This window comes from Streptodolium elevatio (assembly GCF_053592165.1).
This window is the reverse complement of sequence record NZ_JBSFVE010000022.1, coordinates 64,333-89,851: the sequence shown is the minus strand read 5'-3', so window position 1 is coordinate 89,851 and position 25,519 is coordinate 64,333. Positions and strand designations below refer to the sequence as shown.

The window sequence follows — 25,519 nt, the reverse complement described above, 5'->3', positions numbered from 1 at the left end:
GGAGAACCTGACCTGGGTAGCCCCGCACCACGCGCCCGCGCCCGCCCGGGCCCGGGCGGCGCCGGGACGTGCCCGGAGAAGCCACGAGAGGAGCCCCCGCGATGACCGTCCTGGAAGACGCCCGCGCGCTGCACGGCGACATGGTCCGCATGCGCCGCGAGCTGCACGCCCGCCCCGAGCTCGGCCTCGACCTGCCCTACACCCAGGAGCGCGTGCTCGCCGAACTCGCCGGACTGCCCCTGGAGACCACCACCGGACGCGCCCTCAGCTCCGTCACCGCAGTCCTGCGCGGCGCCCTCCCCGGCCCCACCGTCCTGCTGCGCGGCGACATGGACGCCCTCCCGGTCGGCGAGCGCTCCGGTGTCGACTACGCCTCCACGGTCCCCGGGCGCATGCACGCCTGCGGCCACGACCTGCACACCACCATGCTCGCCGGCGCCGCCCACCTGCTTGCCGCCCGCCGCGACACCCTCGCCGGCAACGTCGTCTTCATGTTCCAGCCCGGCGAGGAAGGCCCCGGCGGCGCGGGCCTCATGATCGACGAAGGCGTCCTGGACGCGAGCGGCGAACGCGCCGTCGCCGCCTACGCCCTGCACGTCGCCTCCACCATGATCCCGCAGGGTGTCTTCACCTGCCGGGCCGGGACCGCGCTCGCCGCCGCCGACTCGGTGCGGGTGACCGTACGCGGCGCGGGCGGCCACGGCTCCATGCCGCACCGCGCCAAGGACCCCGTCCCCGCCGCCTGCGAGATGGTCACCGCGCTCCAGGCCATGGTCACGCGCCGGTACGACATATTCGACCCCGTCGTGATCACCGTCGGCAGCTTCCACGCCGGCACCGTCGACAACGTGATCCCCGGCGAGGCCGTCTTCAACGCCACACTGCGTACCTTCTCCCGCGAGACCAACGCCCGTATCAAGGACGACGTCACCGCCCTGGTGCGCGGCGTCGGCGCCGCCCACGGCCTGGAGGTCGAGGTGGACTTCGGCCGCATGAGCTACCCCGTCACGGTGAACGACGCCGGCGCCTTCACGCACGCCGAAACGGTGATCCGTGAAGTCCTCGGCGAGGAGCGCTTCGTCGAGTCCCCGCGGCCCGGCGCGGGCGCCGAGGACTTCTCCCTCGTCCTCGACGACGTCCCCGGCGCGATGCTCATGCTCGGCGCCTGCCCGACCGACCGGGACGTCACCAAGGCACCCGCGAACCACGCACCCGAAGCCGAGTTCGACGACGCCGTCCTCGTCGACGGTGCCGCGATCTACGCCGAACTCGCCCTGCGCCGCCTCGACTCGGCCGCCGCCGAATCAGCCGCCGAAGCCGCCGCCGAAACAGCCGCCGCGGAGGCCGTCGCCACCTGAGCCGGACCGCGACGCGCCTCTCGGCGGGCCTCCCCGCGCGGCGTCCGCCCGTCGGACGCCGAACGTGCGGAGCCCCGGACATCCCCGGAACGCGGGACCGCGCGCGCGTCCCGGCCAATCCGCCACGGACGGCCGGGACGCCGCCGGGGCCGCGGGTACAGTCGCCGCGTCCGCCCGCCGAGAGCGTCGCGATCGGGGCACGTCAGACCGGTCCGGTGCGCGCCCATTGGAGCCGGTACCAGGTGACCGCACGCACCCTCGAAGACCTCGGACTCGCCCGGACCCCCTCGCTCGAACCCCTGACCTATCCCGGCACCCCCCTCACCCACCCGGCCTTGCTCCGCGGGGACCACCTCCTGCCGATCACCCCGGACAGCACACCTGTCGGCGAGTGGGCCGTCGAGGTGGGCGACGGCCGCCGCACCGCCCTCGACACCGCGCTGGCCGTCCTGGGCGAACCGCGCATGCACGAACGCGTTCCGGTGCTGGCCATCGGATCCCACGCCGCACCCGCCCAACTCCGGCACAAGCTCAGGACGAGCGGACTGCCCGGCACCGTCCCGCTCACCCTGGCCACGCTCCGGGGCATCCGCATCGGGTTCTCCGCGCACGTCAGCCCCGCCGGTTACGTCGCCGCGTCCCCGTACGTCGACGCCGAGGCCACGCCCGAGCTGATTGTCACCTGGCTTGACACCGTGCAGCTCAAGGCCGTCGACGACACCGAATACCCGGAGTACCGCCGAGTGGTGCTGCCGGAGCGGCGCTTCCCGGTCGCACACCCCTCTGGGGAGACGCTGTTCGGCGTACACCTCTACGTCAATGCCAAGGGCGTACTCGCGCACCCTGACGGACGTACGCCGACGCCGCTGCTCCCGCAGCCCGAGATCCTCCGGCGCCTGTGCGCCGCCTCGCCGGAACTCGCGGAACGGTTAGGCGACTCCCCGGAGGAGTTCGTCCACCGCGCCCGCGCCGACGCCGACCTGCGCGAGTTCGGCACCCGGCTGTTCGCGGAAGCCGGCTGGCTGCTGTCGCAGCCCGAGCTGGACGCGCTGCCCGACGCCCGGGACTCCGCACCCCCGATGTGACACCGGGGCGGCCGGACGGGGTCATCCGGTCTCACGGGCGACGGGTGCGTCGCGTACCACGGCCAGGGCCGAGACCAGGACCGCCACGACCGGAACGGCCAGCAGGGCGCCGAGGATCCCGGCCACCGCACCGCCCGCGACCACCGCGCCCATCACGACGGCCGGGTGCAGCGCCACCGTGCGGCTCTGGATGCCCGGCTGGAGGAACGTCCCCTCGATCAACTGCACGGCGAGCACCACCCCGAGTGCGCCCAGGGCCTTGCCGAGGCCGCCGTCCGCGAACGCGACCAGCACCGCCAGGAGTCCGGACAGGAACGCGCCGATGTAGGGCACGTACGCGCCGACGAACACCAGCGCGGCCAGCCCCGGAGCCCCAGGCACGTCCAGGACCAGCAGGCCGATCGCGATGAACGTGGCGTCGATCAGCGCGATGATCGTGGTGCCGCGCATGTAGCCGGCCACCGCCAGGAACGACCGGCGCAGGATGCGGTCCGCGGTGTCGCGGTGCCGCCGCGGGGTGACCACGCGTACGACGCCCGGCAGTTCGTGGCCGTCGCGGAGCAAGAAGAACGTCAGCGCCAGGACCAGCACCCCGCCGGACACGACCTGGACCGCGATGCCCACCCCGTCGACCACTCCGTTAGCGATGGACTCGCCCAGCCTGCCGCCGAGTTCGTGCAGGCCGTCGGACGCCTCCGCCGCCGGGTCGCCGCCTCCGCCGTACTTGTCGCGCAGCGTGCCCGCGGCGTCGGTCAGCGCCGCGCCGATCTTCGCCGCGTTGTCGCTGATCGTCCGGACCAGTACCCACATGGTCCCGGCGATCAGGGCCACCAGCGCCACACAGGTGAGCCCGGCCGCCCAGGAGCGCGGCACCGACCAGCGCAACATCCGCCCGTACAGCGGATGCAGCAGGGCCGAGCCGAGGATCGCGATCGCGAGCGGCGCGGTGACCGCGCGCAGCACGAAGGCCAGCGCGACCAGTCCCGCCACCACCGCGACCACGAGCAGGATGACGGCGCTCCACGCCGCCGCACTGCGGGCCGGGCGCGGCAGCAGGGGCGGCTCCCTGGGGGGTGTGTCCCCGGGCGTCATGCGGTCAGCCCGCTGATAGCGTCGCCGAGCGACTTGACGCCGAGCACCAGGAACAGGACGGCCATGATGGCTCCGTTGTGCCGGGCCATCCAGGCCTTCCACCCGTCGAGCGTCTGTGCCGCCTTCACGCCGCCGAACAGGTAGACGCCCAGCGGTACCACGGTGCACAGCGACGCGACGGCGACGAACACCGCTGCGGCGGCGATCCGCGCCCCGGTGTCGGTCGCGGCGCCCGCGATCGACACACCGGCCGCGACGACCAGCGCGAGGTTCTTCGGGTTGACGACCGCGAGCACGAACGCCAGTCCCGCCGACTTCGCCGGGGTGAACCGGTCGATGGTCCGCATCCAGGACGGCAGTTGCGGCTCCTCACCGGCCTTCGGCCGGCCGAGCCACTGCTTGACGGCGAGGAACAGGAACAGCACGGCGATGCCGAGCTTCATCCAGTACGTCCACTCCGCGCTCCGGCCGCCTTCCCCGTCGTCGGCGCCGCCGCCCGCACCGACCGCCACAAGCAGCGTCACGCCGGCCGTCAGCGCGACGATCCACCCGGCGGCGAACGCCAGGCCGTTCGCCCGGCCCTTCGGCGTGGCGAGCATCAGGATCACGGCGATCAGCGGGATCGGGCTGATCGCCACCCCGATCGCGGGGCTCAGCACCTGTCCGATGGCGTCACCCATGGGGTCCTCCTGCTCGACGGTCCGCGGGGCCGCGGTTCGGGTCGGGGTCCGCGGCGCCGGGGTCCGCCTCGCCCCGGTCCGGGCCGTCCTGGTCCGCGGATTCCGGGTCTGCGGATTCCGGGCCTGCGGCGTCCGGTCCCGTGGCGTCCGGGTCCGTGGCGCGGCGGCGTGCCGGGGTACGCCGCCAGCCGCCCGGGTCCGTCGACCCGCGCGCCCACAGGCCGAGCCGGCCGCGGGTGTCGACGAGCACCGCGCCGAGCACCGTCGCGGCCAGTACGACGGCGAACAGGACGACGAGCCACGACTCGATCGCGAAGGCGACGCCGATGGTCCCGTACCGGCGTTCGTTGCTGGACAGGAGCCGGGGGACGTACTCGGCGGACACGACGCCGAGCACCAGGGTCCCCGCGGCGGTCGCCAGGGCGGTCGGCAGCAGCGCCCGCCAGCGCACACGCCCGGACAGCAGAACGAACGGCGTCCACCACCACAACGCGATCGAGCCGGCCGAGGCGAGGGCCATGCGCACCACCGTCAGCGGACCGCCCCCGTGGGTGACGCGGAAGGTGAGACCGATCAGCACGAAGTAGGTGACCATCCCGACGATCCAGGCGAGCGGGCGCCACGCGCTGCGCAGGCCGCCGGGGGAGAGGCGCCAACTGCGTTCGTACACGCGCTGGAGCGCACGGCTGAAGCTCGTGGCGCTCAGCAGCACCAGCAGGAAGCCCAGGACGGTGACACCCGTCTCGGCGGCCGACGAGGCGATGGTCTGGACGTTTCGCGTCGTCGTGCCGTTGCCGAGGCCCACCTTTTTGCGCATCGCGTCGACCAGGCCGTCGCTGACGGCGTTGGGTGCCGCGGCGGCCACCACGATCACCAGCGGCATCAGGGCCAGGAACGCCTGCGCGGCCAGGGCCATCATGCGGTCGGTGATCTGGATTTCGAGGGCCCGCGCGACGGAGCGGCCGGGCACGCTCGTCTCCCAGGCCCCGCGCCAGTGCCTGAGGCGTTCGGTGCGCGTGGTGCGCCCGTCGCGCTTGCCCGGGTCGGCGGGGACCCCGGCGTCCGCCATCTGCATGCACCACCCCGGTCCGGTCGCCGAACCGCCTTGACCCGTACGGGTGAACGCGGCCGGACGTGGCCCGGCTGCGGCGCGCGGCGGCCGACCCGCCCGCGCCGCAGCCGGAGGAGAGGGGGCCGGCGCATCCGGCCCGCCCTGGTTCCCGCGCGGCTGGCCTGTGCGGTCAGTCCGCGAAGACCTCGCGCAGCTTGGCCTCTTCGTCGTCGGCCAGGTTGGTGCGGATGAGCTGCGCCCGCGTGCCGGAGAACGCCTCGTGCACCCGGTCCGTGACGGCGCCGGTGCTCATCAGGAACAGCGCCGAGGTGCCGGGGGTGACCTCGCGGCGTACCTCGTCGACGAAGTCGTCGTCGATGCCGACGTCGCTCAGGCTGCCCGCGAGGGCGCCGGTCGCGGCGCCGATGGCCGCGCCGATGAGGGGGACGAAGAAGATGAGGCCGAAGAGCATGCCCCAGAATGTGCCGCTGAGCGCGCCGACCCCGGTGAGGTTGTGGAGTTCCCTGGTGCGCGGCTTCTTCTTGTCGGGGGGCCACGACACCACGGCCGCGTCGACGACGGTGATGAGGTCCTGCTTCTGGAGCCCGAGGAGCTTCTCCTCGGCGAGTTCGGCTCCGTCGGGGGTACCGAACTTCCACACGGTCAGCGTCGTCAAGGCAGGGTCCTCACACTCGGCACCATGAAACCGGGCAATAGGTATATATAGCCCACATGATCATGCCCTGGGCCGACCCGCCCCGCCATCCGGCAACACGCCGCCGCAGCGGCACCGACCACTCGGGCGGCGACGCGCCGAGGATGTGCTCCCGCGCCCGATGGATTGCGGAAACCTCCGCCGTGTGACGGATCTTGACCACTCGCGGTCACTGCCTGAACGATCACCCCGATCTGACGCCGACCGGATGGGGTAATCATGGGCAACACGAGGCGCCGACTCGCGGGCGGAGCCGTCGCGGCCGCGGCAGCAGTGGGACTGCTCGCGACGGGCGCGGGCCAGGCCCAGGCCGCCGCCTGGCAGTACGTGGCCAACTACCCGCAGCTCTACAAGTGCCAGGACGTCGGCAAGCAGTACGTGCACTACGGCGCCGCCAGCGACTGGAAGTGCACCGGCAACTACGCCACCGGCTACTCCCTCTACGTCATCTACTCCGCCTGACCTCCGGTGGGCCCCGCCTCCGCGGGGCCCACCGGCAGCGGCCGCGCCAGCGCGATACCGCGCTCCTGCAACACCGCCGCCTTGGCGAAGAACTCCTCGCCCAGCGGATCGGCGTCCAGCAGCGGCATCAGCGCCCGCCACACCGACACCTGCTCCGGCGCCTCCGCCGCGATCCGCTCGAACCGCGAACGCGCCGCCCCCGCATGACCGTTGCCCACCAGCCACACCGCGAGGGCCGCCTCGGTACGCGCCTGCTGCGCCGCGGCGTCCGGACGCGGCGTGTACGCGGCCACCTGCTCGGCCGTCAGTCCGCTGTCCCCCTCCGATACCCACCGACGCAACGCGGCCATCGCCGGGCCCGACGGCACATCCGTGAACACCTCGAACGTGTCGGACGGGTACTGCGTGTCGTTCGGCCGGACCACCCGCCCCGCCTCGTCCACCCACACCACCGAAGGCACATTCGCCACCTGATACAGCGCCGCCACCCGCTGCTCCGTGTCGATCACCACCGGATGCGTCGGCTTCGCCTCGGCGATCCACGGCGCCGCGTCCGCCGCACGGTGATCCAGCGACACACTCAGCAACATGAAGCCGTGCTCGGCCAGCTCGACGTATCGCGCCTCCCAGTGCGGCAGCTCCCAACGGCACCCGCACCACGACGCCCAGAAGTTGACCGCGACCTTCCGGCCGCGCAGATCCGACAGCCGGTGCACCCGCCCGTCCAGATCCGGCAGCGCGAAGTCGGGGGCAACACCGCCCGGGTCGAGGCCCACATCCGCACACCCGGTGCCCAGGGCGGCCACCGAAGCGGCCCGCTCGGCGGCGTACGGGCGCCCCAGCACCGCCGCGAACGCCGCCAGGTCGACCGCGTCCCCCGGACCCTCGGCAGACGCCGCCACACCCAGCGGCACGCACACGTCGCCCCGGCACCAGCCGTGCGCCTCGCTCGACCAGCCCAGCGCCTCCCGTACCGCCGCACGGCTCAGCAGCGGCGAGCCGCCATCGGACAGCTCCACCGGCACGACGGCCGCCCGCCCCTCGTCGAGAATCGTCCAGTGCGGCACAGTCCACCTCCTGACGACCCGTCAGGATCGGGTCGGGGGCCCAGTCATACCGCGACCGGCCCCGCGGCACCAGACACGTCGAAACCAGACGCGCCGGAACCGGGTACGCCGCCGGTTGCGTCCGCCGGGGCGACGGGGATCCCCAAATGCCCGAGCACCGAGCCCATCGACCGCCACACGGCGGCACGGGCCGCGTCCGTGTGGTCGATCGTCTCGAAGCCGTGGTGCGCCTGCGGTACGTCCACCACCTCGAGATCCGCCCCCACCGGCTCCGCCGCCGCCACGAACTCCGCGACCGTCGCGGCGATCGCCGGATGCTCCAACTCCACCCGGGTCAGCACCACCGGCAACCGCCCCACGCCGCCGAGCGCGTCGGCTGGGCGGAACCGCGAATCCGACAAACCCCAGTTCGGCAGCGGCGCCAGGACCGGGTACGACACCGCCACGCAGCCCAGCCACTCCGGCGGCGCCGCCAACCAGTCCGTCGACAACAGTCCGCCGGCCGACAGGAACCACAGGGCGATGCGGTCCCCGTCGACGCGCGGATGGGCGCGCACCTGCTCCACCGCCGCCGCGACGTCGGCCGCGGAGCGGTCGAAGTCCCCGAGACCGTGCAGCCGGTGCTCCACGACCACCCCCACCGCCCCCAGGCTCGCCGCCAACCGGGCGTACCCCACCAGACCCGGCCAGTCGCGCGGCGTCACCGCGGCATCCGGGGGAACGGGCCCGCCGTGCACGAACACCACCGCAGGACGCGGGGACACGGCAGCCGGCAGATGCAGATCGACCGCGCCGATCCGCTCGCGCGGACCAGGCGGCACGTCGAGCAGGAAGCCCTTCAGATGGCCTGGCTCCCTGCCGTCCTCAGGGGCCGCCAACACGTGGCCCTCGCCCGCCGTGGCACGCAAGAGCACATCCGCGAGCTCGTCGGGCGCGGTCAGCATCGGCCAATGCCCCGTCGCCAGCTCGAAGAACGTCACCTGACGGTCCACCAGCGTCCTGAGCCCGGCGTCCCCGAGACTCAGCACCGACTCCAAAAGAGCGATGTTCGCCCCACTCGACGTGCACAGCACACCCGTCGTCGGCAGCGCGTCGACCGCACCCGACAACACCAGCGGCTGGAGGAGCGTGCCCGCCGGCTGCGGGGCGGCGCGCCTGGACAGTTCGGCCAGATCCGCCGACGACAGACCGTCCGTGCTGCCCCACAACTGCCACTCGCCCGGTGCCGGGGGAGCGACGGGGTCACCCGGCTCGCCGCCGTCCACCCGGGCGCGCAACTCGTCGCGCAGCCCCTGGAGCGGCAGCAGCTCCAACGGCGCGTCCCCGCTCCGCGCCATACCGGCGTCCAGATAGACCACGCGCGCGACACGCTCCGGACACCGATCCGCCGCGCCCAGCACCGGATGGATGGCATAGCCGTGGCCCACGACCACCACGCCGTCCGCGTCGCACTGCTCGAACGCCCGCAGCACGTCCGCGATGTGCGTCTCGAGATCCGTGCCCGGACCCGCCGGATCCCGGCGGTCACCCTGACCCGTCAGCGTCACCGGGTGCACCTGCGCACCGGCCTCCCGCAACCGGTCCGCCACCTCCCGCCACACCGAGCCGTCCGTGAAAGGACCCGACACCAGCACGTACGCCGTCATGACTTTCTCCTCCCGCACTCCCCGCTCCTCCCGCACACCCGCAGCTCCAGGGCATCCGCCGGACCACGACCGCGCCGCGGCCGCCGCGCCCCCGGCCACCTCGGCCGACCACGCTCGCGGGTACGGTAGGAACTCCCCTTGAGGGAGGTTCAAGCCGTGCCCACGCCGTCGCCGTCACCGCGGACCCCGCCGCCCACGACCCCACCGCACACGACCACCCCGCCGTCCGCGCGGCCCTGGGCGGCAGACGGCCTGTGGAGCATCGGGGAACTGGCCGAGCAGGCCGGCGCCACGGTCAAGACCGTGCGCTTCTACTCCGACCACGGGCTCCTCCCCGAGGCATCCCGCAGCACCGGCGGGCACCGCCGCTACGCCCCCGCGGCGCTGGACCGGCTCCGCCTCATCCGTTCGCTGCGCACCCTCGACCTGCCGCTCCCGGCCGTACGCCGAATCCTCGGCCCCGCGGTGGGCGACCCGGCCGACCCCGATGCCGTCGACGACGGCGCCCTCGAGGACGCGGTCGCCGGCCACCTGCGCGAACTCGGCTCCCAGATGGCCGCGTTGCGCTGGCGGGAGGCTGCCCTCCTGCTCGTCAAGGACTGCGCCCCCGCGGAACGTGCGGACCGGCTGCGGCTCGTCGGCGCCATCACCACCCCGCCCGACACGACGGCGATCGCCCGCTTCTGGCGCCGCTGGCTGCCGCCACGCCTGCCGTCGCACGTCGCGGCAGCCGTCCTCGAACACGCCGTTCCGGACCCGCCCCACGACCCCACCCCGGACCAGGTCCTCGCCTTCGCCCGACTGCACGCCTTCGTCACCGGCGACTGCGCCGGCGACAGCCTCGCGCGGTGCCAGCCCGCCGCACACCGGCCCGACGAGGGATACCAGGCCGCGCTGGTCTACGACGGACTCGTGGGCGCGTACGCGCTCGCCGCCCCGCACCTGCTCGCACGGCGCCCACCGCAGCCGGGCGAGGCGCTCGACTCCTTCGTCGACGCCTACGCCCGCGCCCGCGCCACCCGCGACACGCCCGCCTTCCGCCGCGCACTGCACGCGCAACTCGTCGCCGACCCGCGCGTCGACCACTACTGGCGGGAAGTCGCCGTCCTGCGCACCCCGGCCTCCGGCCCGCCGCCCCCGACCCCGGGCGCCGCACACGACTGGCTCACCCGGTCACTCGCCGCCGACAGCGGGCTCTCCGCCGCCTGAGCCGCCCGCTCGACCCGCGCCGTGAACGCCGAGCCCAGGGGAGCGCGTCAGTCCAGCGGCTGGATGTCCGGCAGTTGGTAAGACCCGTCGAGCACGGCCTTGCCCGGCTGGTACATGCGCAGCATCGGGCGGAAGTCCCCGGCCGGTGTCGGCAGCCAGTTCGCCGCCTCACCCTCGACCGGCTTGGCGTGCATCAGATAGAGCGTCAGCGAACCGTCGGGGCCGTGGACCAGTCCGGGCGTGCGGTCGCCGATCGAGTAGCGGTTGGCCGCGTTGTCGATCAGGAAGTAGTCCGGCATGTCGTACATCGTGACCGACCAGAACGCGTCGACCGGGGGAGGCGACGGGAACGTCAGCGTGTAGTTGCGCGAACCGTTGAGCTGGCGGCCCTCGGCGTCGGTGTAGGTGGTGGCGTACACCGCCTCGTAGGCGTGGTTGCCCCACAGGCCGACCCGCGCCGCGACGGCGCGTACCAGGTACGACGCGCGCCGGTCGCCGATGCGCCAGTCGGGCGAGTCGACGGTGCCCAGGCCCAGGCGGTCGACGTTGTAGTCGAACAGGTGGAGCGCCATGTGCCACGTCGAGCTCCGGTCGTCCAGCCCGGTGCGGCTCGCCTCCTCGACCCGCTGCCGGCCGGCCGCGTACCCGTTGCGCAGCGCGGTCACCAGGTCGCCCGGGGCGTCGTGGTACGGCGAACCGCCCTCGTGCAGCAGGCCCAGCGCGGCATAGCGCCGCTGGTACTCGGCATCCTCGGTGTCCGGCGGGAACGCCGCGAGCAGCACCCGCAGTTGCTCCCAGAAACGCAGGTCCTCGGGGACGGTGTCGTCGGGCACCGGCAGGCCGGCCGTCGGTCCCGGGTCGCCGAGCGGTTCGAGCGTCAGCTGCTCCTGGAGCTTCGCGACGCGGTCGAGGTCGTCGGGTCCCGCACAGGCGAAGCGCCCGACGATCGAGGCGACCGTCGTGGGGGCGGTGATCACCCGCGTGCCTTCCGGGACGGCGCCGATCCAGCCGGGCGGGGCGACCACGAAGACGGCGGCGTCGGTGCCGGTGGCGCGGCGTCCGACGTACGCGAAGTTGTTGGTCCAAGTGTCGACGAACTGGAGCACGTAGTACGAGTCCGCGGTGTCCGGCACCCGCAGAAGCAGCGGCCCGCCGGACAGGTCCAGTTGGGCGAGCGAGTAGATCGTGTCGTTGTTGACCGACACGAAGTCGTCCTGAGGACCCGCCAGTTTGCGGGCGTGCGCGAACCGGTTCGCCTGCGTGGCGGGGAGCGAGCCGAAGCCGGTCCGCAGGCAGCGCTGGACCATGGAGACGTCGAATACCAGGGGGTACCCGTAGACATACGCGTCGGCGGCGAGCCTTGCCAGATCGTCGTGGTCGGACATGCACCGTTCCCCTCGGAGCCGCCGTCGGCGACGGCGGGCGCGGACAACCATCGCGGACAGCCTCTGCGGACAGGACAAGCGTGCGAACGGGCGGGCGGACAAACGGGTCCGGGCGTAGGCGCGGCAGCGCGCGGTAGCCCGACGTCGAGAGCCGACCACCCTCCCGCAACCCTCCATCACCCGGCCCCGCCCCGCCACCGGAGCCGCACCCGCCCGAGACGGTCCGGCGAGCCGTCAGGGAGCCGCGAGATTGCTGCGGAGCAGGGTGACGAGTTCGTCGTCGGACAGGCCGAGGGAGCGGGCCTGGCGGACCAGGTCCGCGACGCGTTCGGCGAGGTGCAGGCGGGCCGGGTCGGCTCCGGCGGCGACGACGGCGCCGCGCCCGCGGCGCAGGTCGAGCAGTCCTTCGTCGCGCAGCTGCTGGTAGGCGCGCAGGACGGTGTGCACGTTGACGGTGAGAGATGCAGCCAACTCCCGGGCGGCGGGAAGCCGTTCGCCGGGCTCCACGGTGCCGTCGGCGACCGCGCGGCGGACCGAGGCGGCGATCTGCTCGTGCAGCGGCCGGGGTGATCCGGGGTTTACGCGGAACAGCATCTACCGAGCCCCTCGGTGGTCGGTGCCGCCCGCGGCGCCGGGCTCCGGGCCCGCGTCGTCGCGTTCGTCGGGCTGCCGTCTGCGGGCGGCAAGGGTGTTGATGACGGAGGCGGCGGTACGGGCGTCCCGGACCGTGACGACGAAGGTGCTGCCGGTCGCCAGCTTGAGCGAGAGCGCTTCGCCCGAACGGAGGATGACCCCCGACGCCCCGGGCCGCATGCGGTAGCCCCAGCCGCCGAAGTCGCGCAGGGCGCGTACGTCGAGGGTACCCGCCTCGCTTATCCGTGCCAGGGGCACCTGGGTGCGGGGGCGGGGGAGCGGGCCGTACGCGACGGTCAGGCCGGAGGTGTTGGCGGTGACGCGGACGGCCGCGAACGCACCGGTGAGCAGGGCCGCGCCCAGGAACACCAGGCTCGGCCACCAGTCCCCGAGGATGCCGACGACCACGCCGACGACCGGCATGGCGACCGAGATGACCGCCAGGACGGGGGACACCGCGCGCCGCGTCCACACCAGGACTTCGCTGTCCCGGGCCTCAAGATGACCGGCCTTCGCATGCGGAGCGGTCGCGGCCTCGACAACCTCGTTCGCCGGGGGACCGGCCAGCAGCCACCCCAGGCCGGCCGCGACGACGAGCACACCGAGCCCGGCGGCGAGGTACCCCATGCCGAAGCGGACCGTGCTGCTGTCGTCGGCGTCCAGGTGCGTGCGCAGCAACATGATCGGGATGAAGGTCAGGATGCCGCTGAGGCCGACGCCGGTCGCGGTCGTACCGCGCTGGCCGCCCGGGTTCGCGCGGGACACCCAGGCGATGACGGGGAAGAACGAGCCGAGGCCGAGGAGCAGGGCGGCAAACACAGGCAGGAAGGCCCCGCGCGACGTGAAGCCGTCAGGCCGTCCGTTTGCGGTCATGTGGGTGGCGAGCGGGTCGGGCAGCCGTGCGTGCCAGGCGGCGAAGGCCACCGCGACAAGAGCGAAGCCGACGACGGGGGCGCTGCCGGCGACGAGTGTGCGGCGGATGGTGACGGATCGGAGCGAGCGGGTGCGAGCAGGTGCCATAGGTACTCCAGTTGTTATAGCGCAACTATAACAATGCGGAGAACGGGCACGGGAGGATGCCTGATGGCCCGCGAGCGGGTTGCTCGCGGGCCGAGAGACACAGCACAAGGTGTGTTCGGCCGGGTGCCGGCCGGGGCGGGGGAGGGCCGCTCAGGCGTCCTTGACCGCCGAGACCTCGACCTCGAGGGTGACCTTGTCGCTGACGAGTACGCCGCCCGTCTCCAGGGTGGCGTTCCACGTCATGCCGTAGTCCTTGCGCTTGATGACGACGGAGCCCTCGAAGCCGACACGGAGGTTGCCGTACGGGTCGCGCGCGGCGCCGTTGTACTCCAGGTCGATGCTCAGCGGATGCGTGACGCCCTTGATGGTGAGGTCGCCGGTCAGGCGGTACGTGTCGTCGTCGACCTGCTCGACGGCCGTCGAGTGGAACGTGATGTTCGGGAAGTTCGGCGCGTCCAGGAAGTCGTTCGTACGCAGGTGCCCGTCGCGCTGGTCGTTGCGCGTGTCGATGCTCGCGGCCGCGATGGAGACCGAGACCTGCGACTTGGCGGGGTCGTCGCCGTCGAGGGTCGCCTTGCCCTCGAACTCGTTGAAGGCGCCGCGGACTTTTGTGACCATCGCGTGCCGGGCGGAGAACCCGATCCGGGAGTGCACCGGGTCGATCGTGTACGAGCCGGTCAGATCGGTCAGGGAGATGGGGTTGTCGCTCATGCAGCCGAGCCTGCGCCGGTCGGCCGGGGTCGGCAAGCGGAGCCTCGGCTGTTCGTGCGTCCCCCGTTCCGGTGAATCTCCCATAACTGGCCCCGGCCGACTGCTTTTCACCCCGACCCAAGCGCTCATCAACAGGACGGGCGCCGGTCGCGACTCGCCGCCTACTCCCAGGCGGTGAGGTCCGGGCGCTTGGGTGGCCGGCCGTCGCCGGAGGAGCGGCCGGTGACGCGGCGGTAGAGCCACGGGCCGAGGTGGATCCTGGCCCAACTGGCGTCCGCCTTGCGGCGGGTGAGCCAAGGGTCCGGGGCGGCGGGGGCGAGGGGTACGCGCCAGTCGGGGTCGTGCGGGAGGCCGAGTGCCTCGCAGACCGCTTCGGCGACGCGGCGGTGGCCTTCGGTGGAGAGGTGGAGGCGGTCGATGCCCCACATGCGCGGGTCGTCGAAGACCCGGGCGGTGAAGAGGTCGACGACGGTCGCGTCGTGGCGCTTGCCGAGATCGTCGACGAAGGAGATGAGCTGCTCGATGCGCGGCATGAGGCGGGCGCTGGACCTGAGCCGCCGCGTCGGGTCGGTGCTGCGGAAGAGCACCAGGTGTCCGGTCGACGCGGCGAGGGTCGCGGCGGCCTCCTCGAGGACGGCGCAGACGGCCGCCAGGTCGCAGCGGGGGCGGAGGACGTCGTTGAGTCCGCCGGCCAGGGTGGTCAGGTCCGCGCCGAGGGCCGCGGCGATCGGGACCTGGTCGTGCGCGATCTGGCGGATGAGCTTGCCGCGGACCGCGAGGTTGGCGTACCGGAGGCCAGGATCGGCGGTGGCGAGCCGGTCGGCGAGCAGGTCGGCCCAGCCGCGGTAGGTGTCGGGCGGGTGGGCGCCGTTCGCCGGGTACGGGTCGGACATGCCCTCGGTGAAGGAGTCGCCGACGGCGACGAAGGTGGCGACTCGGCCGAGGGGACCGAGGCGACCGAGGGGGCCGGGAGCGTGGGAGGCGTGGGCGTCGGCGGGGCCGGCCGGGGTGGGGTTGTTCATGGCGGGACGATTTTATGCCCGTGCGGGGAGGGGGCTGTGCGGTGGTGGGCGTCCGGCCGCGGGTTGGTCAGAGGCGGAGTTTGAAGCCGTCGTGGCTGCGGGTGAAGCCGAGGTTCTCGTAGAAGCGGTGCGCGTCTGTGCGGGCTTTGTTGCTGGTGAGTTGGACCAGGGTGCATCCGCGTTGGCGGGCCCGTTCGACGGCGTGGGCGACGAGGCGGCGGCCGTGGCCGGAGCTGCGGTGGTCGGGGTGGACGCGTACGGCTTCCAGGAGGGCGCGGTCGGCGGCGTTGTTGCCGAGGCCGGGGATGTAGGTGGCCTGGAGGAAGCCGAGGACGGTGCCGTCGCCTGCGTCGAGGACGAGGAGTTCGTTGCGGGGGTCGTCGTCGATGGCGGCGAAGGCGCGCTCGTGGGCGTCGGTGACGAGGACGTGCGCGTCCGAGTCGGCGGGCGGGGCGTCGCCGAGGAGCGCGAGCAGTTGGGCGAGGTCGGGGCGGACGGCTGGGCGGAAGCGCATGGGTGAAGCATGCCGGGTGGCCGGGTGGCCGGGTGCGGGCGTGAGTGGTCGTGCCCCGCGGCGGTTTGCCTCGGCTGCGGTACGTGTCAGCGGCTCGCTGAGGGCGGACGCGTCAGGCGGGAGTGGGGTGGTGTGCGGCGAGCCAGGTGTTCTCGTCTTCGAGGTCGTTGCGGATCCAGTCGCGGACCTCGTCGGTCTCGGGTTCGTTGTGGACGCGGGCGGCGTGGTCCATGGCGGCCCGGAGGACTTCGTCCTCTTCGCCGATGATCACGAGGCTGCAGCCGACTTCGTTGGGGGCCTTGGTGCAGTCGGCGACCTTGCGTGGCATGGCCGGCTCCTCTCGGCGGGGCCGCCACCGGGCGCGGCGGCCCTTCTGTCCACTGTGGCACCGGGGCGGTCGGGCGTCGTGGTGTCTTCGGTTTGTTGTGTCCGGGGCGTGGTGGGGTTCGGGGATTCCTTGCCAGTGTCGTGAGTGGGGACGCGTCAGCGGGGGTTGCTGGTAGGGGTGGGGCACCGCCGTTTGCGGCGGTGGACGTGGGTCCCGGTGCGGGCGCTCTGCGGGAACCGGCCGCGGTGTATTCGTTCCCGACATCGGCGGACTTCGCGGCGGCGCTGACCGGCGTGATCACGGGCGAGGCCCGGTGAGTGCGGTCTCGCGAGCGAGGGGCGTGGGTGTCAGCGGGTGGCGGTGAGGTGGGCGTACACGACGGTGTTGGCGGAGTAGCCGGTGTGCTCGTCGTAGGTGCCGCCGCAGGTGATGACGCGGAGTTCGGGGCGTCCGGTGGGGCCGTAGACGCGGGTGCTGGGGAAGTTGTCGCGGGGGTGGGTGCGTACGGCGTAGATGGTGAAGACGGCGGTGTGGCCGTCGCGGCGGTGGATTTCGATCTTGCGTCCGGTGCCGAGTTTGCCGAGGTCGTAGAACACGGCGGGGCCGCGTTTGTTGTCGACGTGTCCGGCGATGACGGCCGTGCCGGTTTCGCCGGGGGTGACGGCGTCGGTGTTCCAGCCGGCGACGTCGGCGCGGTCGGCGGGGGGTACGTCGAGTTCGCCGGTGGGTGAGACGTCGAGGCCGATGAGGCGGGCGTTGACGGCGATGGCGGGGATGCGGATCCAGGTGGGGGTGGACCGGGTGAGGGGTGCGCTTCCGCCGGTGGGTGTGGTGCCGCTGTTGTCGGCGGTGGGTGGGCCGGGGGTGCCGGTGATGCCGTTGTGGATGAGGAGGGCCGCGACGCCGAGGGTGGCGGCGAGGGCGGTGACGCGCAGGCGTGTGCCACCCCCGGCCGCGGCGCTGGCCGCGCGGCCGGGGGTGGTGTCCGGGGTGGTGTCGGCGGGGGTGCCGTGGGGCATCGCGGTGCGCCGTTCCGGGGGTGGGCCTGGGTGGTGGTCAGGCGCGGTTGGCGGCGCGGCGGCGGAGCATGAGGGTGGCGGTGCCGAGGACGGCCGCGGCGAGGGTGGTGCCGATGGCGATCTGGGTGGAGTCAGGGCCGCCTGCGGCTCCGCCGAAGCCGGTGCGCACGGGGCCGGTGACGGTTGCGGGGTGGGTGGTGGCCGTCGTGGTGGTGGTCGTGGTGACGACGACGGTCGTGGTGGTGGTGACGGCCTTGCCCGCGGATTTTTCGGTGGACTTCTCGGACTTCTCGGCGGACTTGCCCGAGGGTGCCGCGGAGGAGCAGTTCGCGGTGACGGTGTACTGGCCGGCGGGGACGGCGGCGTGGACCTGGAGAGTGCCGGTGAAGACGCCCTTGGTGGCGCTGCCGAAGTGGATCGTCCCGGCTTGCGAGGTGCCCTCGGCGGTGGCGGCCTCGGTGGGGCAGGTGAGGACGAGTTGCACGGTCTGGCCGGGTTGGACGTTGCCGGGGGTGGCGTGTACGTAGGGGACGGTGCGTCCGTCGTTGGCGACGGCCGCGGGCGCCGCGGAGGCCAGCAGTGCGGCGGCCATGGCGGTGCCTGCGGCGAATCGGGTTGCGTACACGGGGGACCTCCGGGGCGTGTTGCCGTGCGTGTCGTGTCGGACGGGCGACCGGTGGGACGTCGGTCGCGTCGGTGAGCCCAGACAAGCGCGGAGGGCGCGGCGGCGCAGCGCGGCGGGTTAGCCGGGACGGCCTAGACGTGGGTTCGGGTCGCGGGATGTTTGTGCTGGTCAGATGGGGTTTTCGGGGCGTGGTTGCGGGGGTGTGGGGCGAAGGCGGGCGGTTGCGTCGAACGGGGGACGGCGGCGGGGCCGGCGGGGCGGTGTCGCGCTCTGTGGATGTCGGTGGGGCCGCGGATCGCTGATGATCTTGTGAGGCGGTTGCGTCTGTGTGGCCGTCGGTCTGGTGCGTGACGAGGGGATGGGTGCGCTGTGGTGGGACCGATGGACGTGCTGGCGGAGCGGTTCGAGGAGAACCGGGGGCATCTGCGGGCGGTGGCGTACCGGATGTTGGGGTCGGTGAGCGAGGCCGAGGACGCGGTGCAGGAGTCGTGGATCCGGTTGAGCCGCAGTGATGTATCGGGGGTGGAGAACCTCGGGGGCTGGCTGACGACGGTGGTCGGGCGGGTGTGCCTGGACATGCTGCGGTCGCGCAAGTCGCGTCGTGAGGATGCGCTCGAGGTGTACGTGCCGGATCCGGTGGTGGACCGGGACGACTCGGTGGATCCGGAGCACGCGGCGATGCTGACGGATTCGGTGGGGCTGGCGCTGATGGTGGTGCTGGAGGCGCTGCCGCCGGTGGAGCGGGTGGCGTTTGTGCTGCACGACATGTTCCAGGTGCCGTTCGAGGAGATCGCGCCGATCGTGGATCGCACTCCGGCGTCGGCACGGCAGTTGGCGAGCCGGGCGCGGCGGAAGGTGCAGGGGCGTACGCCGCGGGAGGAGGTCGACCGGGGGCGCCAGCGTGAGGTCGTGGGGGCGTTCTTGAAGGCGGCGCGCGCGGGCGACTTCGAGGCGCTGTTGGCGGTGCTGGATCCGGATGTGGTCTTGCGGGCGGACACAGGTGCGGCGGCGGTGGGCGGCGTGTCGCGGTTGGTGTCGGGGGCGCGGGCGGTGGCGGAGCAGGCACTGACGTTCACGCAGTTCGCGCCGTATTCGCGGCTGGCGCTGGTGAACGGTGCGTACGGGCTGGTGACGGCGCCGGAGGGGACGGCGTTCTCGGTGATGTCGTTCGCGGTGGCGGACGGGCGGGTGGTGGAGATCAACCTCCTGGCGGATCCGGACCGGCTGGCGGAGCTGGCAATCCCGGCACTGCCGGAGGCGTGACGCGGTGCCGGGGTTGCCGCGGGACGTGTATTGGCTCGGCGGCGGGAGCGGCGGCGGCAAATCGACGGTCGCCCGGCGGCTGGCGGAGCGGTTCGGTCTGCGGGTGTATGCGACCGACGATGTGATGGGTGATCACGCGGCGCGGAGTTCGCGGGCGGAAGCCCCGTATTTGGCGGCGTTCGCGGCGATGAGCATGGACGAACGGTGGGTGGAGCGTTCGCCGGAAGTGATGCTCGAGACGTTCCACTGGTTTCGCGGTGAGGCGTTCGGGTTGATCGTCGAGGACTTGCGTGCCTTGCCTGCGGATTCGCGGGTGGTGGTGGAGGGGTTCCGGTTGCTGCCGCGTCTGGTGGCGCCGTTGCTCGCGGACCCGTCGCGGGCGGTGTGGTTGCTGCCGACGCCGGCGTTTCGGGCTGCCGCGTTTGAGGGGCGGGGGTCGGCGGGGGACATCTCGAGTCGGACGGGGGACCCGGAGCGGGCGGAGCGCAATTTGCGGGAGCGGGACCGGTTGTTCACGGATCGGCTCGCGGAGGAGACGCGGCGTCTTGGCCTGCGCTCGGTGGTGGTCGATCCAGGGGTGGCGGAGGACACGTTGGTGGAGCGGGTAGCGCGGGGGTTTGGTTTGTGATGTTTTGTTGCGCTTGGTGCGTGACGGAGGTGTCCGGGGTCAGCCTGCCCAGCGGCCGGAGAGGTAGGTGGCGGCGAGCAGGGTCGACAGTGGGGCGGCGAGGGCGAGGTAGGCGGTTTTGGCGTACGGGCGGCGGTGTGCGGCGGCGGCGAGCATGATCCACAGGGGCCACCACAGGAGGGTGGCGCGGGGGATGGACATGTACCAGTAGGAGGTGCCGAGGGCCCACAGGCTGAGGGCGACGTAGGTGGCTTCGGCCCAGCGGCGGCGTACGAGGAGGAATGTCGCGAGGGTGACGCCGACGGCCATGGCGAGGAGTTCGGCCTGCCATTCGACGGCGTAGCCGGTGGGGTAGGTGTTGTCGAAGGCGGCGTTCCACGTGGTCTGCCAGGCGTCCCAGGGGGCGTGGAAGCGGCGGTGCCAGCCGCGTTCCTCGGCGTGTTTCCAGGCCATCCAGTCGCCGGTGCGGGTGTGGAGGTACCAGGTGTAGAGGGCCGGGGGGAGCGCGGGGAGGGCGAGCCAGGGGAGGTGGCGCCAGGGTGAGGGCCGGGGTTCGGCGGGCCGTCGGGGGTGTGCGGTGGCTTTGCGGCGGCGGGCTTCGGTGGTGGCGGTTGTGGCGTAGTGGACGGCGAGTGCGGCGGTGAGGAACAGGCCGCTGACGCGTACGGAGCTTGCGAGGCAGGCGAGTAGTGCGGCGTGCGGCCAGTTGCCGCGGAGTGCGGCGAGCCATGCGGGCAGGGCGAGGGCGAGGAAGAGGGCTTCGGTGTAGCCGGCGGCGAGGAAGACGGCGCACGGGGAGACGAGCAGGAACAGGACGGCCAGGCGGGCGGTGCGGTCGTCGCCGAAATGGTGGCGGGCGATGCGGGCGAGGGCGAGGACGGCGACGGCTCCGGCGGCCAGGGAGATGAGGAGTCCGGCGGCGGTCCAGTTCGGGACGGCGGTGTGGACGGCGCGCAGCAGGAGAGGGAAGCCGGGGAAGAACGCCTCGCGGTTGTCCCAGCCTTCGTCGCCGGGGCGGAGATCGGGTCCGGGGGTGTCGGGGAAGTAGCCGTCGCGGGCGATGTGCATGTAATGCACCCAGTCCCACTGGGCCCAGGCGGAAAGGGTGGGTTCGGCGTGGCGGGCGTCGCCGTCGGCGGGGAAGAGGTGGCGGGTGGCGTACGCGGTGGTCCACAGAGCGATGCGGGTGAGGAAGTAGAGCCACAGGACGTCGCGGTCGAGCCGGGGTATGCGGGCGAGGAGTGCGGCGGCCGGTCCGGTTGGGGCGGTCCGTGGTTTCCGGCGGGCTTCCGGGCGGTCGCCCGATCGGTGCGGCGTGGTGGGCGCCGGTCGGGCGGGTGGGGTGCGCGGTGGGGTGAGGGTCACGGCGGAGCTCCTGGGCGGGTGAGGGCGTGCGTCATCGCCCGCGGGCGGTGTGGGTGGGTGCGCTGCGGGTGGTTCGAGGGGGCGGGAACGGGGCCAGGCCCAGGGGCCGGGCTTGGGGGGCCGGGCTGGACCTGGGCGGGCTAGGGGTTCTGGGAGGTCGGGATGCCGCCCGGTGCGGTGGTTGTTCCGGAGGTCGATCCCGATGTGGTCGTGGTGGTGGAAACGCCGTCGGGGGACAGGGTCTCGGAGGTTGGGCTGCCGGGCACGCCGGTGAGGGGGCCGGTGGGGATTGCGGACGGGGGTTGGGTGGCGGGCCACGAGGTGTCGGAGACGGACGGGGGCGTGGCGGGGGGCGCGTGGCCGTCGCCGGGGGCGAGGGCCGCGGCGGCGATGCCGGTACCGGCGAGGAAGACGGCGGCCGCGGCCACCTGGGTGAGGGCGCGTCGTCGGCGCAGGCGGTCGCCGCGGGCGGTGACGTGGCCGAGGGGTGCGGGGTCGGCGCCGGCCTCGCCGTGGGCGCCGGCCCGGTGGAAGGCGGCGCGCAGCGGGTCGTACGCGTTGTCGGGGTGGGTCGGGTTGGTCCGGTCGTCAGGGGCCTCAGGCACCGGGGGCCTCCTCAATGCGCGGGTCCTGGAGGATGCGTGCGAGTGCGGCGCGTCCGCGGACGAGGTGTGTCTTCACGGTGCCCGCGGACGTGTCGGTCTCGGCGGCGATCTGTTCCACGGTCAGGTCGCACAGGTAGTGCAGGGTGAGGGTGCGGCGTTGGCGGGGCGGGAGTTCGCGCAGTGCCGCGACGAGGGCGACGGTTTCGGGGCCGGGTCCGTCGACCGCGGGTGGTGCGCCGGTGCGTCGCCAGGCGGCCTCGGTGCGGCGGCGGCCGCGCCATCGGCTGACGGCGAGACGCCAGGCGACGGTGCGGATCCAGGCCTCTGGTTGGGCGTTGCGGTCGAGTTGGGCGCGTCGGCTCCAGCCGCGGACGAACGCCTCCTGGACGACGTCCTGGGCTTCCTGGGCGTCGCCGAGCATGACGTACATCTGGCCGGTGAGGCGGGCGGCGGCGTGCGCGTAGAACTCTTCGAACTCCTCGATGGTCAAGCACGGCTCCCGGGTCTTCGCTGAACTCACTGCGCATACGCCCGGCGCGGGTGATCCGGTCTACACAGGTCGCGCCGGCGCGGCGTGACCTGTGCCACGTCGGCAGACGGAGGTCGGCGCCCGTGCGGCGGCGGTGTTTCCGCGCTGTTGATTTGGGGTGTTCTGCGGGGGGGCTGTCCGGGCCGTGTGGCAGGATCGTATGGGTGACCGGCAGACCCTCCCCCGAGCAGCGTGCGCTCGACCTGGTGCGGCTGCGTCGCGTACGGGATCGGATAGACCGGGAGTACGCGCAGCCGCTGAACGTCGAGGCGTTGGCGCGTGGCGCGAACATGTCGGCGGGGCATCTGAGCCGTGAGTTCCGGCAGGCGTACGGGGAGTCGCCGTACGGGTATCTGATGACGCGGCGTATCGAGCGGGCGATGGCTTTGCTGCGTCGGGGCGACATGAGCGTCACCGAGGTGTGCTTCGCGGTGGGCTGCCAGTCGCTGGGGACGTTCAGCACACGGTTCGCCGAGTTGGTGGGGACGCCGCCGAGTGCGTACCGGCAGCGGGCCGCGCAGGCGACGGAGGGGATGCCGTCGTGCGTGGCGAAACAGGTGACGCGTCCGGTCAGGAATCGAGAAGCACAGGGGTCGGGCCGCGGTTAGCGTGAGCGGCATGGACCTGACGATTCATTCTTCGTTCCTGCCGCAGAACGACCCGGAGGCGGCGTTGGCGTTCTATCGCGACACGCTCGGGTTCGAGGTGCGCAACGATGTCGGCTACGAGGGGATGCGGTGGATCACGGTGGGCCCGGTGGGGCAGCCGGGGACGTCGATCGTGCTGCACCCGCCGGCCGCGGATCCGGGGATCACCGAGGAGGAGCGGCGCGTGATCGTGGAGATGATGGCGAAGGGCACGTTCGCGGGGATCAACTTCGCGACGCGTGACCTGGACGCGACGTTCGACCGGTTGCAGGCGGGGGACGCGGAAGTGGTGCAGGAGCCGACGGACCAGCCCTACGGTGTGCGCGACTGCGCGTTCCGCGACCCGTTCGGGAACCTGATCCGGATCGAGGAAATGCGATGACGAGGCCCCGCAGGTCGGCGGCGAGGCCGGACGCGCCGTCGGCGCAGGCGCCGGTCGATCCCGACAGCCATGACCTGATCCGGGTGCACGGCGCGCGCGTGAACAACCTGAAGGACGTGAGCATCGAGATCCCCAAGCGCCGGCTGACGGTGTTCACGGGGGTGTCGGGTTCGGGGAAGAGCTCGCTGGTGTTCGACACGATCGCGGCGGAGTCGCAGCGGTTGATCAACGAGACGTACAGCGCGTTCGTGCAGGGGTTCATGCCGACGCTGGCGCGCCCCGAGGTGGACGTGCTGGAGGGGCTGACGACGGCGATCATCGTGGACCAGCAGCGGCTGGGGTCGGATCCGCGGTCGACGGTGGGCACGGTGACGGACACGAACGCGATGCTGCGGATCCTGTTCAGCCGGCTGGGGAAGCCGTACGCGGGTTCGCCGAACGCGTTCTCGTTCAACGTGCCGTCGGTGCGCGCGAGCGGTGCGATCACCGTGGAGCGCGGCAACAAGAAGACGGTGAAGGCGACCTTCAGCCGTACCGGCGGCATGTGTCCGCGGTGCGAGGGGCGCGGGTCGGTGTCGGACATCGATCTGGCGCAGTTGTACGACGACTCGAAGTCGCTCTCGGAGGGCGCCTTCACGATCCCGGGCTGGAAGTCGGACAGCTTCTGGACGGTGCGGGTGTACTCGGAGTCGGGCCTGCTGGATCCGAACAAGCCGATCCGCCGCTTCACCAAGAAGGAGATGCAGGACTTCCTCTACCACGAGCCGGTCAAGGTGAAGGTGGAGGGCGTCAACCTGACGTACGAGGGATTGATCCCGAAGATCCAGAAGTCGTTCCTGTCGAAGGACAAGGAGTCGATGCAGCCGCACATCCGGGAGTTCGTGGAGCGTGCGGTGACGTTCACGACGTGTCCGGAGTGCGAGGGGACGCGGCTGACGGAGGCGGCACGTTCGTCGAAGATCGGGAAGGTGTCGATCGCCGACGCGTGCGCGATGCAGATCAGCGACCTGGCGGAGTGGGTGCGCGGGCTCGACGAGCCGTCGGTGGCGCCGCTGCTGGCGGCGTTGCGGCAGACGCTGGACTCGTTCGTGGAGATCGGCCTCGGATATCTGGCGCTGGAGCGGCCGTCCGGGACGCTGTCGGGTGGTGAGGCGCAGCGCGTGAAGATGATCCGGCACCTGGGGTCGTCGCTGACGGATACCACGTACGTGTTCGACGAGCCGACGATCGGGTTGCACCCGCACGACATCCGGCGAATGAACGAGTTGCTGCTGCGGTTGCGGAACAAGGGCAACACGGTGCTGGTGGTGGAGCACAAGCCGGAGACGATCGCGATCGCGGACCACGTGGTGGACCTGGGTCCGGGGGCCGGGTCTGCGGGCGGGACGGTGTGCTTCGAGGGTTCGGTGGAGGGGCTGCGGAAGGGCGGCACGGTCACCGGCCGGCATTTCGACGACCGGGCGGCGGTGAAGGAGTCGGTGCGGACGCCGCGCGGGAAGCTGTCGATCCGGGGCGCGTCGACGAACAACCTGCAGGACCTGGACGTCGACATCCCGCTCGGGGTGCTGACGGTCGTCACGGGCGTGGCGGGCTCGGGGAAGAGCTCGCTGGTGTACGGGTCGCTGGTGAAGGGCCCGGGCCGCGGCGCCGCGGCCGCTGCGGGTGACGGCGTGGTGTCGGTCGACCAGAGCGCGATCAAGGGGTCGCGGCGGAGCAACCCGGCGACGTACACCGGTCTGCTGGAGCCGATCCGCAAGGCGTTCGCGAAGGCGAACGGGGTCAAGCCGGCGCTGTTCAGCGCCAATTCCGAGGGTGCGTGCCCGAACTGCAACGGCGCGGGCGTGGTGTTCACGGACCTGGCGATGATGGCTGGGGTGGCGAGCACCTGCGAGGTGTGCGAGGGGAAGCGGTTCGACGGGTCCGTGCTGGAGTACCGCTTCGGGGGCCGTGACATCAGTGAGGTGCTGGCGATGTCGGTGGCCGAGGCGGAGGAGTTCTTCGGTGCGGGCGAGGCGCGTACGCCGGCGGCGCACACGATCCTGGGGCGGCTGGCGGATGTCGGGCTGGGCTACATCAGCCTCGGGCAGCCGCTGACGACGCTGTCGGGCGGCGAGCGGCAGCGGTTGAAGCTGGCGACGCACATGGGCGAGAAGGGCGGGGTGTACGTCCTGGACGAGCCGACGACGGGCCTGCACCTGGCGGACGTCGAGCAGTTGCTCGGGCTGCTGGACCGGCTGGTGGACTCGGGGAAGTCGGTGATCGTGGTGGAGCACCACCAGGCGGTCATGGCGCACGCGGACTGGATCATCGACCTGGGGCCGGGCGCGGGCCACGACGGCGGGCGGGTGGTCTTCGAGGGCACGCCGGCCGATCTGGTGGCGGCGCGGTCCACGATCACGGGCGAGCACCTCGCGGCGTACGTGGGGGCCTGAGGCCCCCCAGTACGTGGGGGCCTGAGGCCCCCGCAGACCGGCCGAC

The 25,519-nt window shown here is 72.6% G+C and carries 27 protein-coding genes; 9 read left to right on the top strand and 18 right to left on the bottom strand.

The window, feature by feature from the left end; all coding sequences use genetic code 11:
- Positions 1-101: 101 nt before the first annotated feature.
- Entirely contained in the window at positions 102-1,358 is a 1,257-nt protein-coding gene (locus ACWD12_RS32390) for a M20 metallopeptidase family protein (protein WP_450102550.1), read from the top strand.
- Positions 1,359-1,600: 242 nt separating this feature from the next.
- Positions 1,601-2,443, top strand: coding sequence for a hypothetical protein (locus ACWD12_RS32385; RefSeq protein WP_450102549.1), 843 nt, complete (start codon positions 1,601-1,603; stop codon positions 2,441-2,443).
- 21 nt (positions 2,444-2,464) lie between these two features.
- Here ACWD12_RS32385 and ACWD12_RS32380 read toward each other — a convergent pair whose 3' ends face one another.
- From ACWD12_RS32380 to ACWD12_RS32365, 4 genes are all read right to left on the bottom strand, one after another.
- Positions 2,465-3,535 carry an AI-2E family transporter gene (locus tag ACWD12_RS32380; protein WP_450102548.1) on the bottom strand — a complete coding sequence of 357 codons (1,071 nt, stop codon included), beginning with the start codon at positions 3,533-3,535 and terminating at the stop codon, positions 2,465-2,467.
- Positions 3,532-4,215 (bottom strand): GAP family protein, encoded by a 684-nt coding sequence (locus ACWD12_RS32375; protein ID WP_450102547.1) that lies wholly within the window; start codon positions 4,213-4,215, stop codon positions 3,532-3,534. Before ACWD12_RS32375 ends, ACWD12_RS32380 begins: the two co-directional genes overlap by 4 nt.
- The gene (locus ACWD12_RS32370) at positions 4,208-5,290 is read right to left on the bottom strand and encodes a YhjD/YihY/BrkB family envelope integrity protein (protein WP_450102546.1); all 1,083 of its coding nucleotides are present in this window, start codon (positions 5,288-5,290) and stop codon (positions 4,208-4,210) included. The genes ACWD12_RS32375 and ACWD12_RS32370 overlap by 8 nt, the downstream gene beginning before the upstream one ends.
- A 166-nt stretch (positions 5,291-5,456) precedes the next feature.
- The gene (locus ACWD12_RS32365; RefSeq protein WP_450102545.1) at positions 5,457-5,942 is read right to left on the bottom strand and encodes a DUF1269 domain-containing protein; all 486 of its coding nucleotides are present in this window, start codon (positions 5,940-5,942) and stop codon (positions 5,457-5,459) included.
- Between the two features lie 258 nt (positions 5,943-6,200).
- Here ACWD12_RS32365 and ACWD12_RS32360 point away from each other — a divergent pair, with 258 nt between their 5' ends.
- A complete protein-coding gene (locus ACWD12_RS32360; RefSeq protein WP_450102544.1) occupies positions 6,201-6,443 on the top strand; it encodes a hypothetical protein in 243 nt (80 codons plus the stop codon).
- On the opposite strand, the gene ACWD12_RS32355 is transcribed toward ACWD12_RS32360, so the two are convergent.
- Positions 6,431-7,510 (bottom strand): redoxin domain-containing protein, encoded by a 1,080-nt coding sequence (locus ACWD12_RS32355; RefSeq protein ID WP_450102543.1) that lies wholly within the window; start codon positions 7,508-7,510, stop codon positions 6,431-6,433. The genes ACWD12_RS32360 and ACWD12_RS32355 overlap by 13 nt on opposite strands.
- Positions 7,511-7,554: 44 nt before the next feature.
- Positions 7,555-9,156, bottom strand: coding sequence for an alpha/beta hydrolase (locus ACWD12_RS32350; protein ID WP_450102542.1), 1,602 nt, complete (start codon positions 9,154-9,156; stop codon positions 7,555-7,557).
- A 252-nt stretch (positions 9,157-9,408) separates the two neighbouring features.
- Between ACWD12_RS32350 and ACWD12_RS32345 the strand changes: the two genes are divergently transcribed.
- Positions 9,409-10,365, top strand: a complete 957-nt coding sequence (locus tag ACWD12_RS32345; protein WP_450102589.1) for a MerR family transcriptional regulator — start codon at positions 9,409-9,411, stop codon at positions 10,363-10,365.
- A gap of 47 nt (positions 10,366-10,412) precedes the next feature.
- Here the strand turns inward: ACWD12_RS32345 and ACWD12_RS32340 are convergent, their stop codons facing one another.
- From ACWD12_RS32340 to ACWD12_RS32300, 9 genes are all read right to left on the bottom strand, one after another.
- Positions 10,413-11,750, bottom strand: coding sequence for a DUF1254 domain-containing protein (locus ACWD12_RS32340; protein WP_358352409.1), 1,338 nt, complete (start codon positions 11,748-11,750; stop codon positions 10,413-10,415).
- Positions 11,751-11,984: 234 nt separating this feature from the next.
- On the bottom strand, positions 11,985-12,344 hold the full coding sequence (locus tag ACWD12_RS32335; protein WP_450102541.1) for a GntR family transcriptional regulator: 360 nt from the start codon (positions 12,342-12,344) through the stop codon (positions 11,985-11,987).
- The gene (locus ACWD12_RS32330; RefSeq protein ID WP_450102540.1) at positions 12,345-13,403 is read right to left on the bottom strand and encodes a DUF1648 domain-containing protein; all 1,059 of its coding nucleotides are present in this window, start codon (positions 13,401-13,403) and stop codon (positions 12,345-12,347) included.
- A gap of 150 nt (positions 13,404-13,553) precedes the next feature.
- The gene (locus tag ACWD12_RS32325; RefSeq protein ID WP_358352413.1) at positions 13,554-14,114 is read right to left on the bottom strand and encodes a YceI family protein; all 561 of its coding nucleotides are present in this window, start codon (positions 14,112-14,114) and stop codon (positions 13,554-13,556) included.
- 161 nt (positions 14,115-14,275) lie between these two features.
- Positions 14,276-15,136: an SGNH/GDSL hydrolase family protein gene (locus ACWD12_RS32320; RefSeq protein WP_450102539.1), complete on the bottom strand. Its 861-nt coding sequence runs from the start codon at positions 15,134-15,136 to the stop codon at positions 14,276-14,278.
- Between the two features lie 67 nt (positions 15,137-15,203).
- Positions 15,204-15,650 carry an N-acetyltransferase family protein gene (locus ACWD12_RS32315; protein ID WP_450102538.1) on the bottom strand — a complete coding sequence of 149 codons (447 nt, stop codon included), beginning with the start codon at positions 15,648-15,650 and terminating at the stop codon, positions 15,204-15,206.
- A 112-nt stretch (positions 15,651-15,762) separates the two neighbouring features.
- Positions 15,763-15,978 carry a DUF1059 domain-containing protein gene (locus tag ACWD12_RS32310; RefSeq protein WP_358352417.1) on the bottom strand — a complete coding sequence of 72 codons (216 nt, stop codon included), beginning with the start codon at positions 15,976-15,978 and terminating at the stop codon, positions 15,763-15,765.
- A 347-nt stretch (positions 15,979-16,325) separates the two neighbouring features.
- The gene (locus ACWD12_RS32305) at positions 16,326-16,997 is read right to left on the bottom strand and encodes a class F sortase (protein WP_358352418.1); all 672 of its coding nucleotides are present in this window, start codon (positions 16,995-16,997) and stop codon (positions 16,326-16,328) included.
- Between the two features lie 37 nt (positions 16,998-17,034).
- On the bottom strand, positions 17,035-17,622 hold the full coding sequence (locus tag ACWD12_RS32300) for a hypothetical protein (protein ID WP_450102537.1): 588 nt from the start codon (positions 17,620-17,622) through the stop codon (positions 17,035-17,037).
- Between the two features lie 381 nt (positions 17,623-18,003).
- Between ACWD12_RS32300 and sigJ the strand changes: the two genes are divergently transcribed.
- Positions 18,004-18,885, top strand: coding sequence for an RNA polymerase sigma factor SigJ (gene sigJ, locus ACWD12_RS32295; protein WP_450102536.1), 882 nt, complete (start codon positions 18,004-18,006; stop codon positions 18,883-18,885).
- Between the two features lie 25 nt (positions 18,886-18,910).
- Positions 18,911-19,513 carry a hypothetical protein gene (locus ACWD12_RS32290; RefSeq protein ID WP_450102535.1) on the top strand — a complete coding sequence of 201 codons (603 nt, stop codon included), beginning with the start codon at positions 18,911-18,913 and terminating at the stop codon, positions 19,511-19,513.
- 39 nt (positions 19,514-19,552) lie between these two features.
- On the opposite strand, the gene ACWD12_RS32285 is transcribed toward ACWD12_RS32290, so the two are convergent.
- The 3 genes from ACWD12_RS32285 to ACWD12_RS32275 all read right to left on the bottom strand — a co-directional run bounded on the left by ACWD12_RS32285 (position 19,553) and on the right by ACWD12_RS32275 (position 21,973).
- Positions 19,553-20,878, bottom strand: coding sequence for a mannosyltransferase family protein (locus ACWD12_RS32285; protein WP_450102534.1), 1,326 nt, complete (start codon positions 20,876-20,878; stop codon positions 19,553-19,555).
- 140 nt (positions 20,879-21,018) lie between these two features.
- Positions 21,019-21,483 (bottom strand): hypothetical protein, encoded by a 465-nt coding sequence (locus tag ACWD12_RS32280; protein ID WP_450102533.1) that lies wholly within the window; start codon positions 21,481-21,483, stop codon positions 21,019-21,021.
- A complete protein-coding gene (locus ACWD12_RS32275; protein WP_450102532.1) occupies positions 21,476-21,973 on the bottom strand; it encodes a SigE family RNA polymerase sigma factor in 498 nt (165 codons plus the stop codon). Before ACWD12_RS32275 ends, ACWD12_RS32280 begins: the two co-directional genes overlap by 8 nt.
- A 203-nt stretch (positions 21,974-22,176) precedes the next feature.
- On the opposite strand from ACWD12_RS32275, the gene ACWD12_RS32270 reads away from it, so the two are divergent.
- From ACWD12_RS32270 to ACWD12_RS32260, 3 genes are read left to right on the top strand one after another with little or no spacing between them, the layout of a single operon-like run.
- Positions 22,177-22,620 carry a helix-turn-helix transcriptional regulator gene (locus tag ACWD12_RS32270; RefSeq protein ID WP_450102531.1) on the top strand — a complete coding sequence of 148 codons (444 nt, stop codon included), beginning with the start codon at positions 22,177-22,179 and terminating at the stop codon, positions 22,618-22,620.
- 10 nt (positions 22,621-22,630) lie between these two features.
- Positions 22,631-23,041, top strand: coding sequence for a VOC family protein (locus tag ACWD12_RS32265; protein WP_358352432.1), 411 nt, complete (start codon positions 22,631-22,633; stop codon positions 23,039-23,041).
- Positions 23,038-25,473 carry an ATP-binding cassette domain-containing protein gene (locus ACWD12_RS32260; protein WP_450102530.1) on the top strand — a complete coding sequence of 812 codons (2,436 nt, stop codon included), beginning with the start codon at positions 23,038-23,040 and terminating at the stop codon, positions 25,471-25,473. Before ACWD12_RS32265 ends, ACWD12_RS32260 begins: the two co-directional genes overlap by 4 nt.
- Positions 25,474-25,519 lie beyond the last annotated feature (46 nt).

Excerpts from the sequence above, each read along its gene's own strand:
- ACWD12_RS32390 (WP_450102550.1), top strand. The coding sequence starts at position 102 with ATGACCGTCCTGGAAGACGCCCGCGCGCTGCACGGCGACATGGTCCGC.
- ACWD12_RS32305 (WP_358352418.1), bottom strand. The coding sequence starts at position 16,997 with ATGCCCCACGGCACCCCCGCCGACACCACCCCGGACACCACCCCCGGC.
- ACWD12_RS32260 (WP_450102530.1), top strand. The coding sequence starts at position 23,038 with ATGACGAGGCCCCGCAGGTCGGCGGCGAGGCCGGACGCGCCGTCGGCG.
- ACWD12_RS32265 (WP_358352432.1), top strand. The coding sequence starts at position 22,631 with ATGGACCTGACGATTCATTCTTCGTTCCTGCCGCAGAACGACCCGGAG.
- ACWD12_RS32315 (WP_450102538.1), bottom strand. The coding sequence starts at position 15,650 with ATGCGCTTCCGCCCAGCCGTCCGCCCCGACCTCGCCCAACTGCTCGCG.
- ACWD12_RS32310 (WP_358352417.1), bottom strand. The coding sequence starts at position 15,978 with ATGCCACGCAAGGTCGCCGACTGCACCAAGGCCCCCAACGAAGTCGGC.
- ACWD12_RS32380 (WP_450102548.1), bottom strand. The coding sequence starts at position 3,535 with ATGACGCCCGGGGACACACCCCCCAGGGAGCCGCCCCTGCTGCCGCGC.
- ACWD12_RS32350 (WP_450102542.1), bottom strand. The coding sequence starts at position 9,156 with ATGACGGCGTACGTGCTGGTGTCGGGTCCTTTCACGGACGGCTCGGTG.
- ACWD12_RS32360 (WP_450102544.1), top strand. The coding sequence starts at position 6,201 with ATGGGCAACACGAGGCGCCGACTCGCGGGCGGAGCCGTCGCGGCCGCG.
- sigJ (WP_450102536.1), top strand. The coding sequence starts at position 18,004 with ATGGACGTGCTGGCGGAGCGGTTCGAGGAGAACCGGGGGCATCTGCGG.
- ACWD12_RS32370 (WP_450102546.1), bottom strand. The coding sequence starts at position 5,290 with ATGCAGATGGCGGACGCCGGGGTCCCCGCCGACCCGGGCAAGCGCGAC.
- ACWD12_RS32325 (WP_358352413.1), bottom strand. The coding sequence starts at position 14,114 with ATGAGCGACAACCCCATCTCCCTGACCGATCTGACCGGCTCGTACACG.
- ACWD12_RS32375 (WP_450102547.1), bottom strand. The coding sequence starts at position 4,215 with ATGGGTGACGCCATCGGACAGGTGCTGAGCCCCGCGATCGGGGTGGCG.
- ACWD12_RS32320 (WP_450102539.1), bottom strand. The coding sequence starts at position 15,136 with ATGAACAACCCCACCCCGGCCGGCCCCGCCGACGCCCACGCCTCCCAC.
- ACWD12_RS32340 (WP_358352409.1), bottom strand. The coding sequence starts at position 11,750 with ATGTCCGACCACGACGATCTGGCAAGGCTCGCCGCCGACGCGTATGTC.
- ACWD12_RS32335 (WP_450102541.1), bottom strand. The coding sequence starts at position 12,344 with ATGCTGTTCCGCGTAAACCCCGGATCACCCCGGCCGCTGCACGAGCAG.
- ACWD12_RS32330 (WP_450102540.1), bottom strand. The coding sequence starts at position 13,403 with ATGGCACCTGCTCGCACCCGCTCGCTCCGATCCGTCACCATCCGCCGC.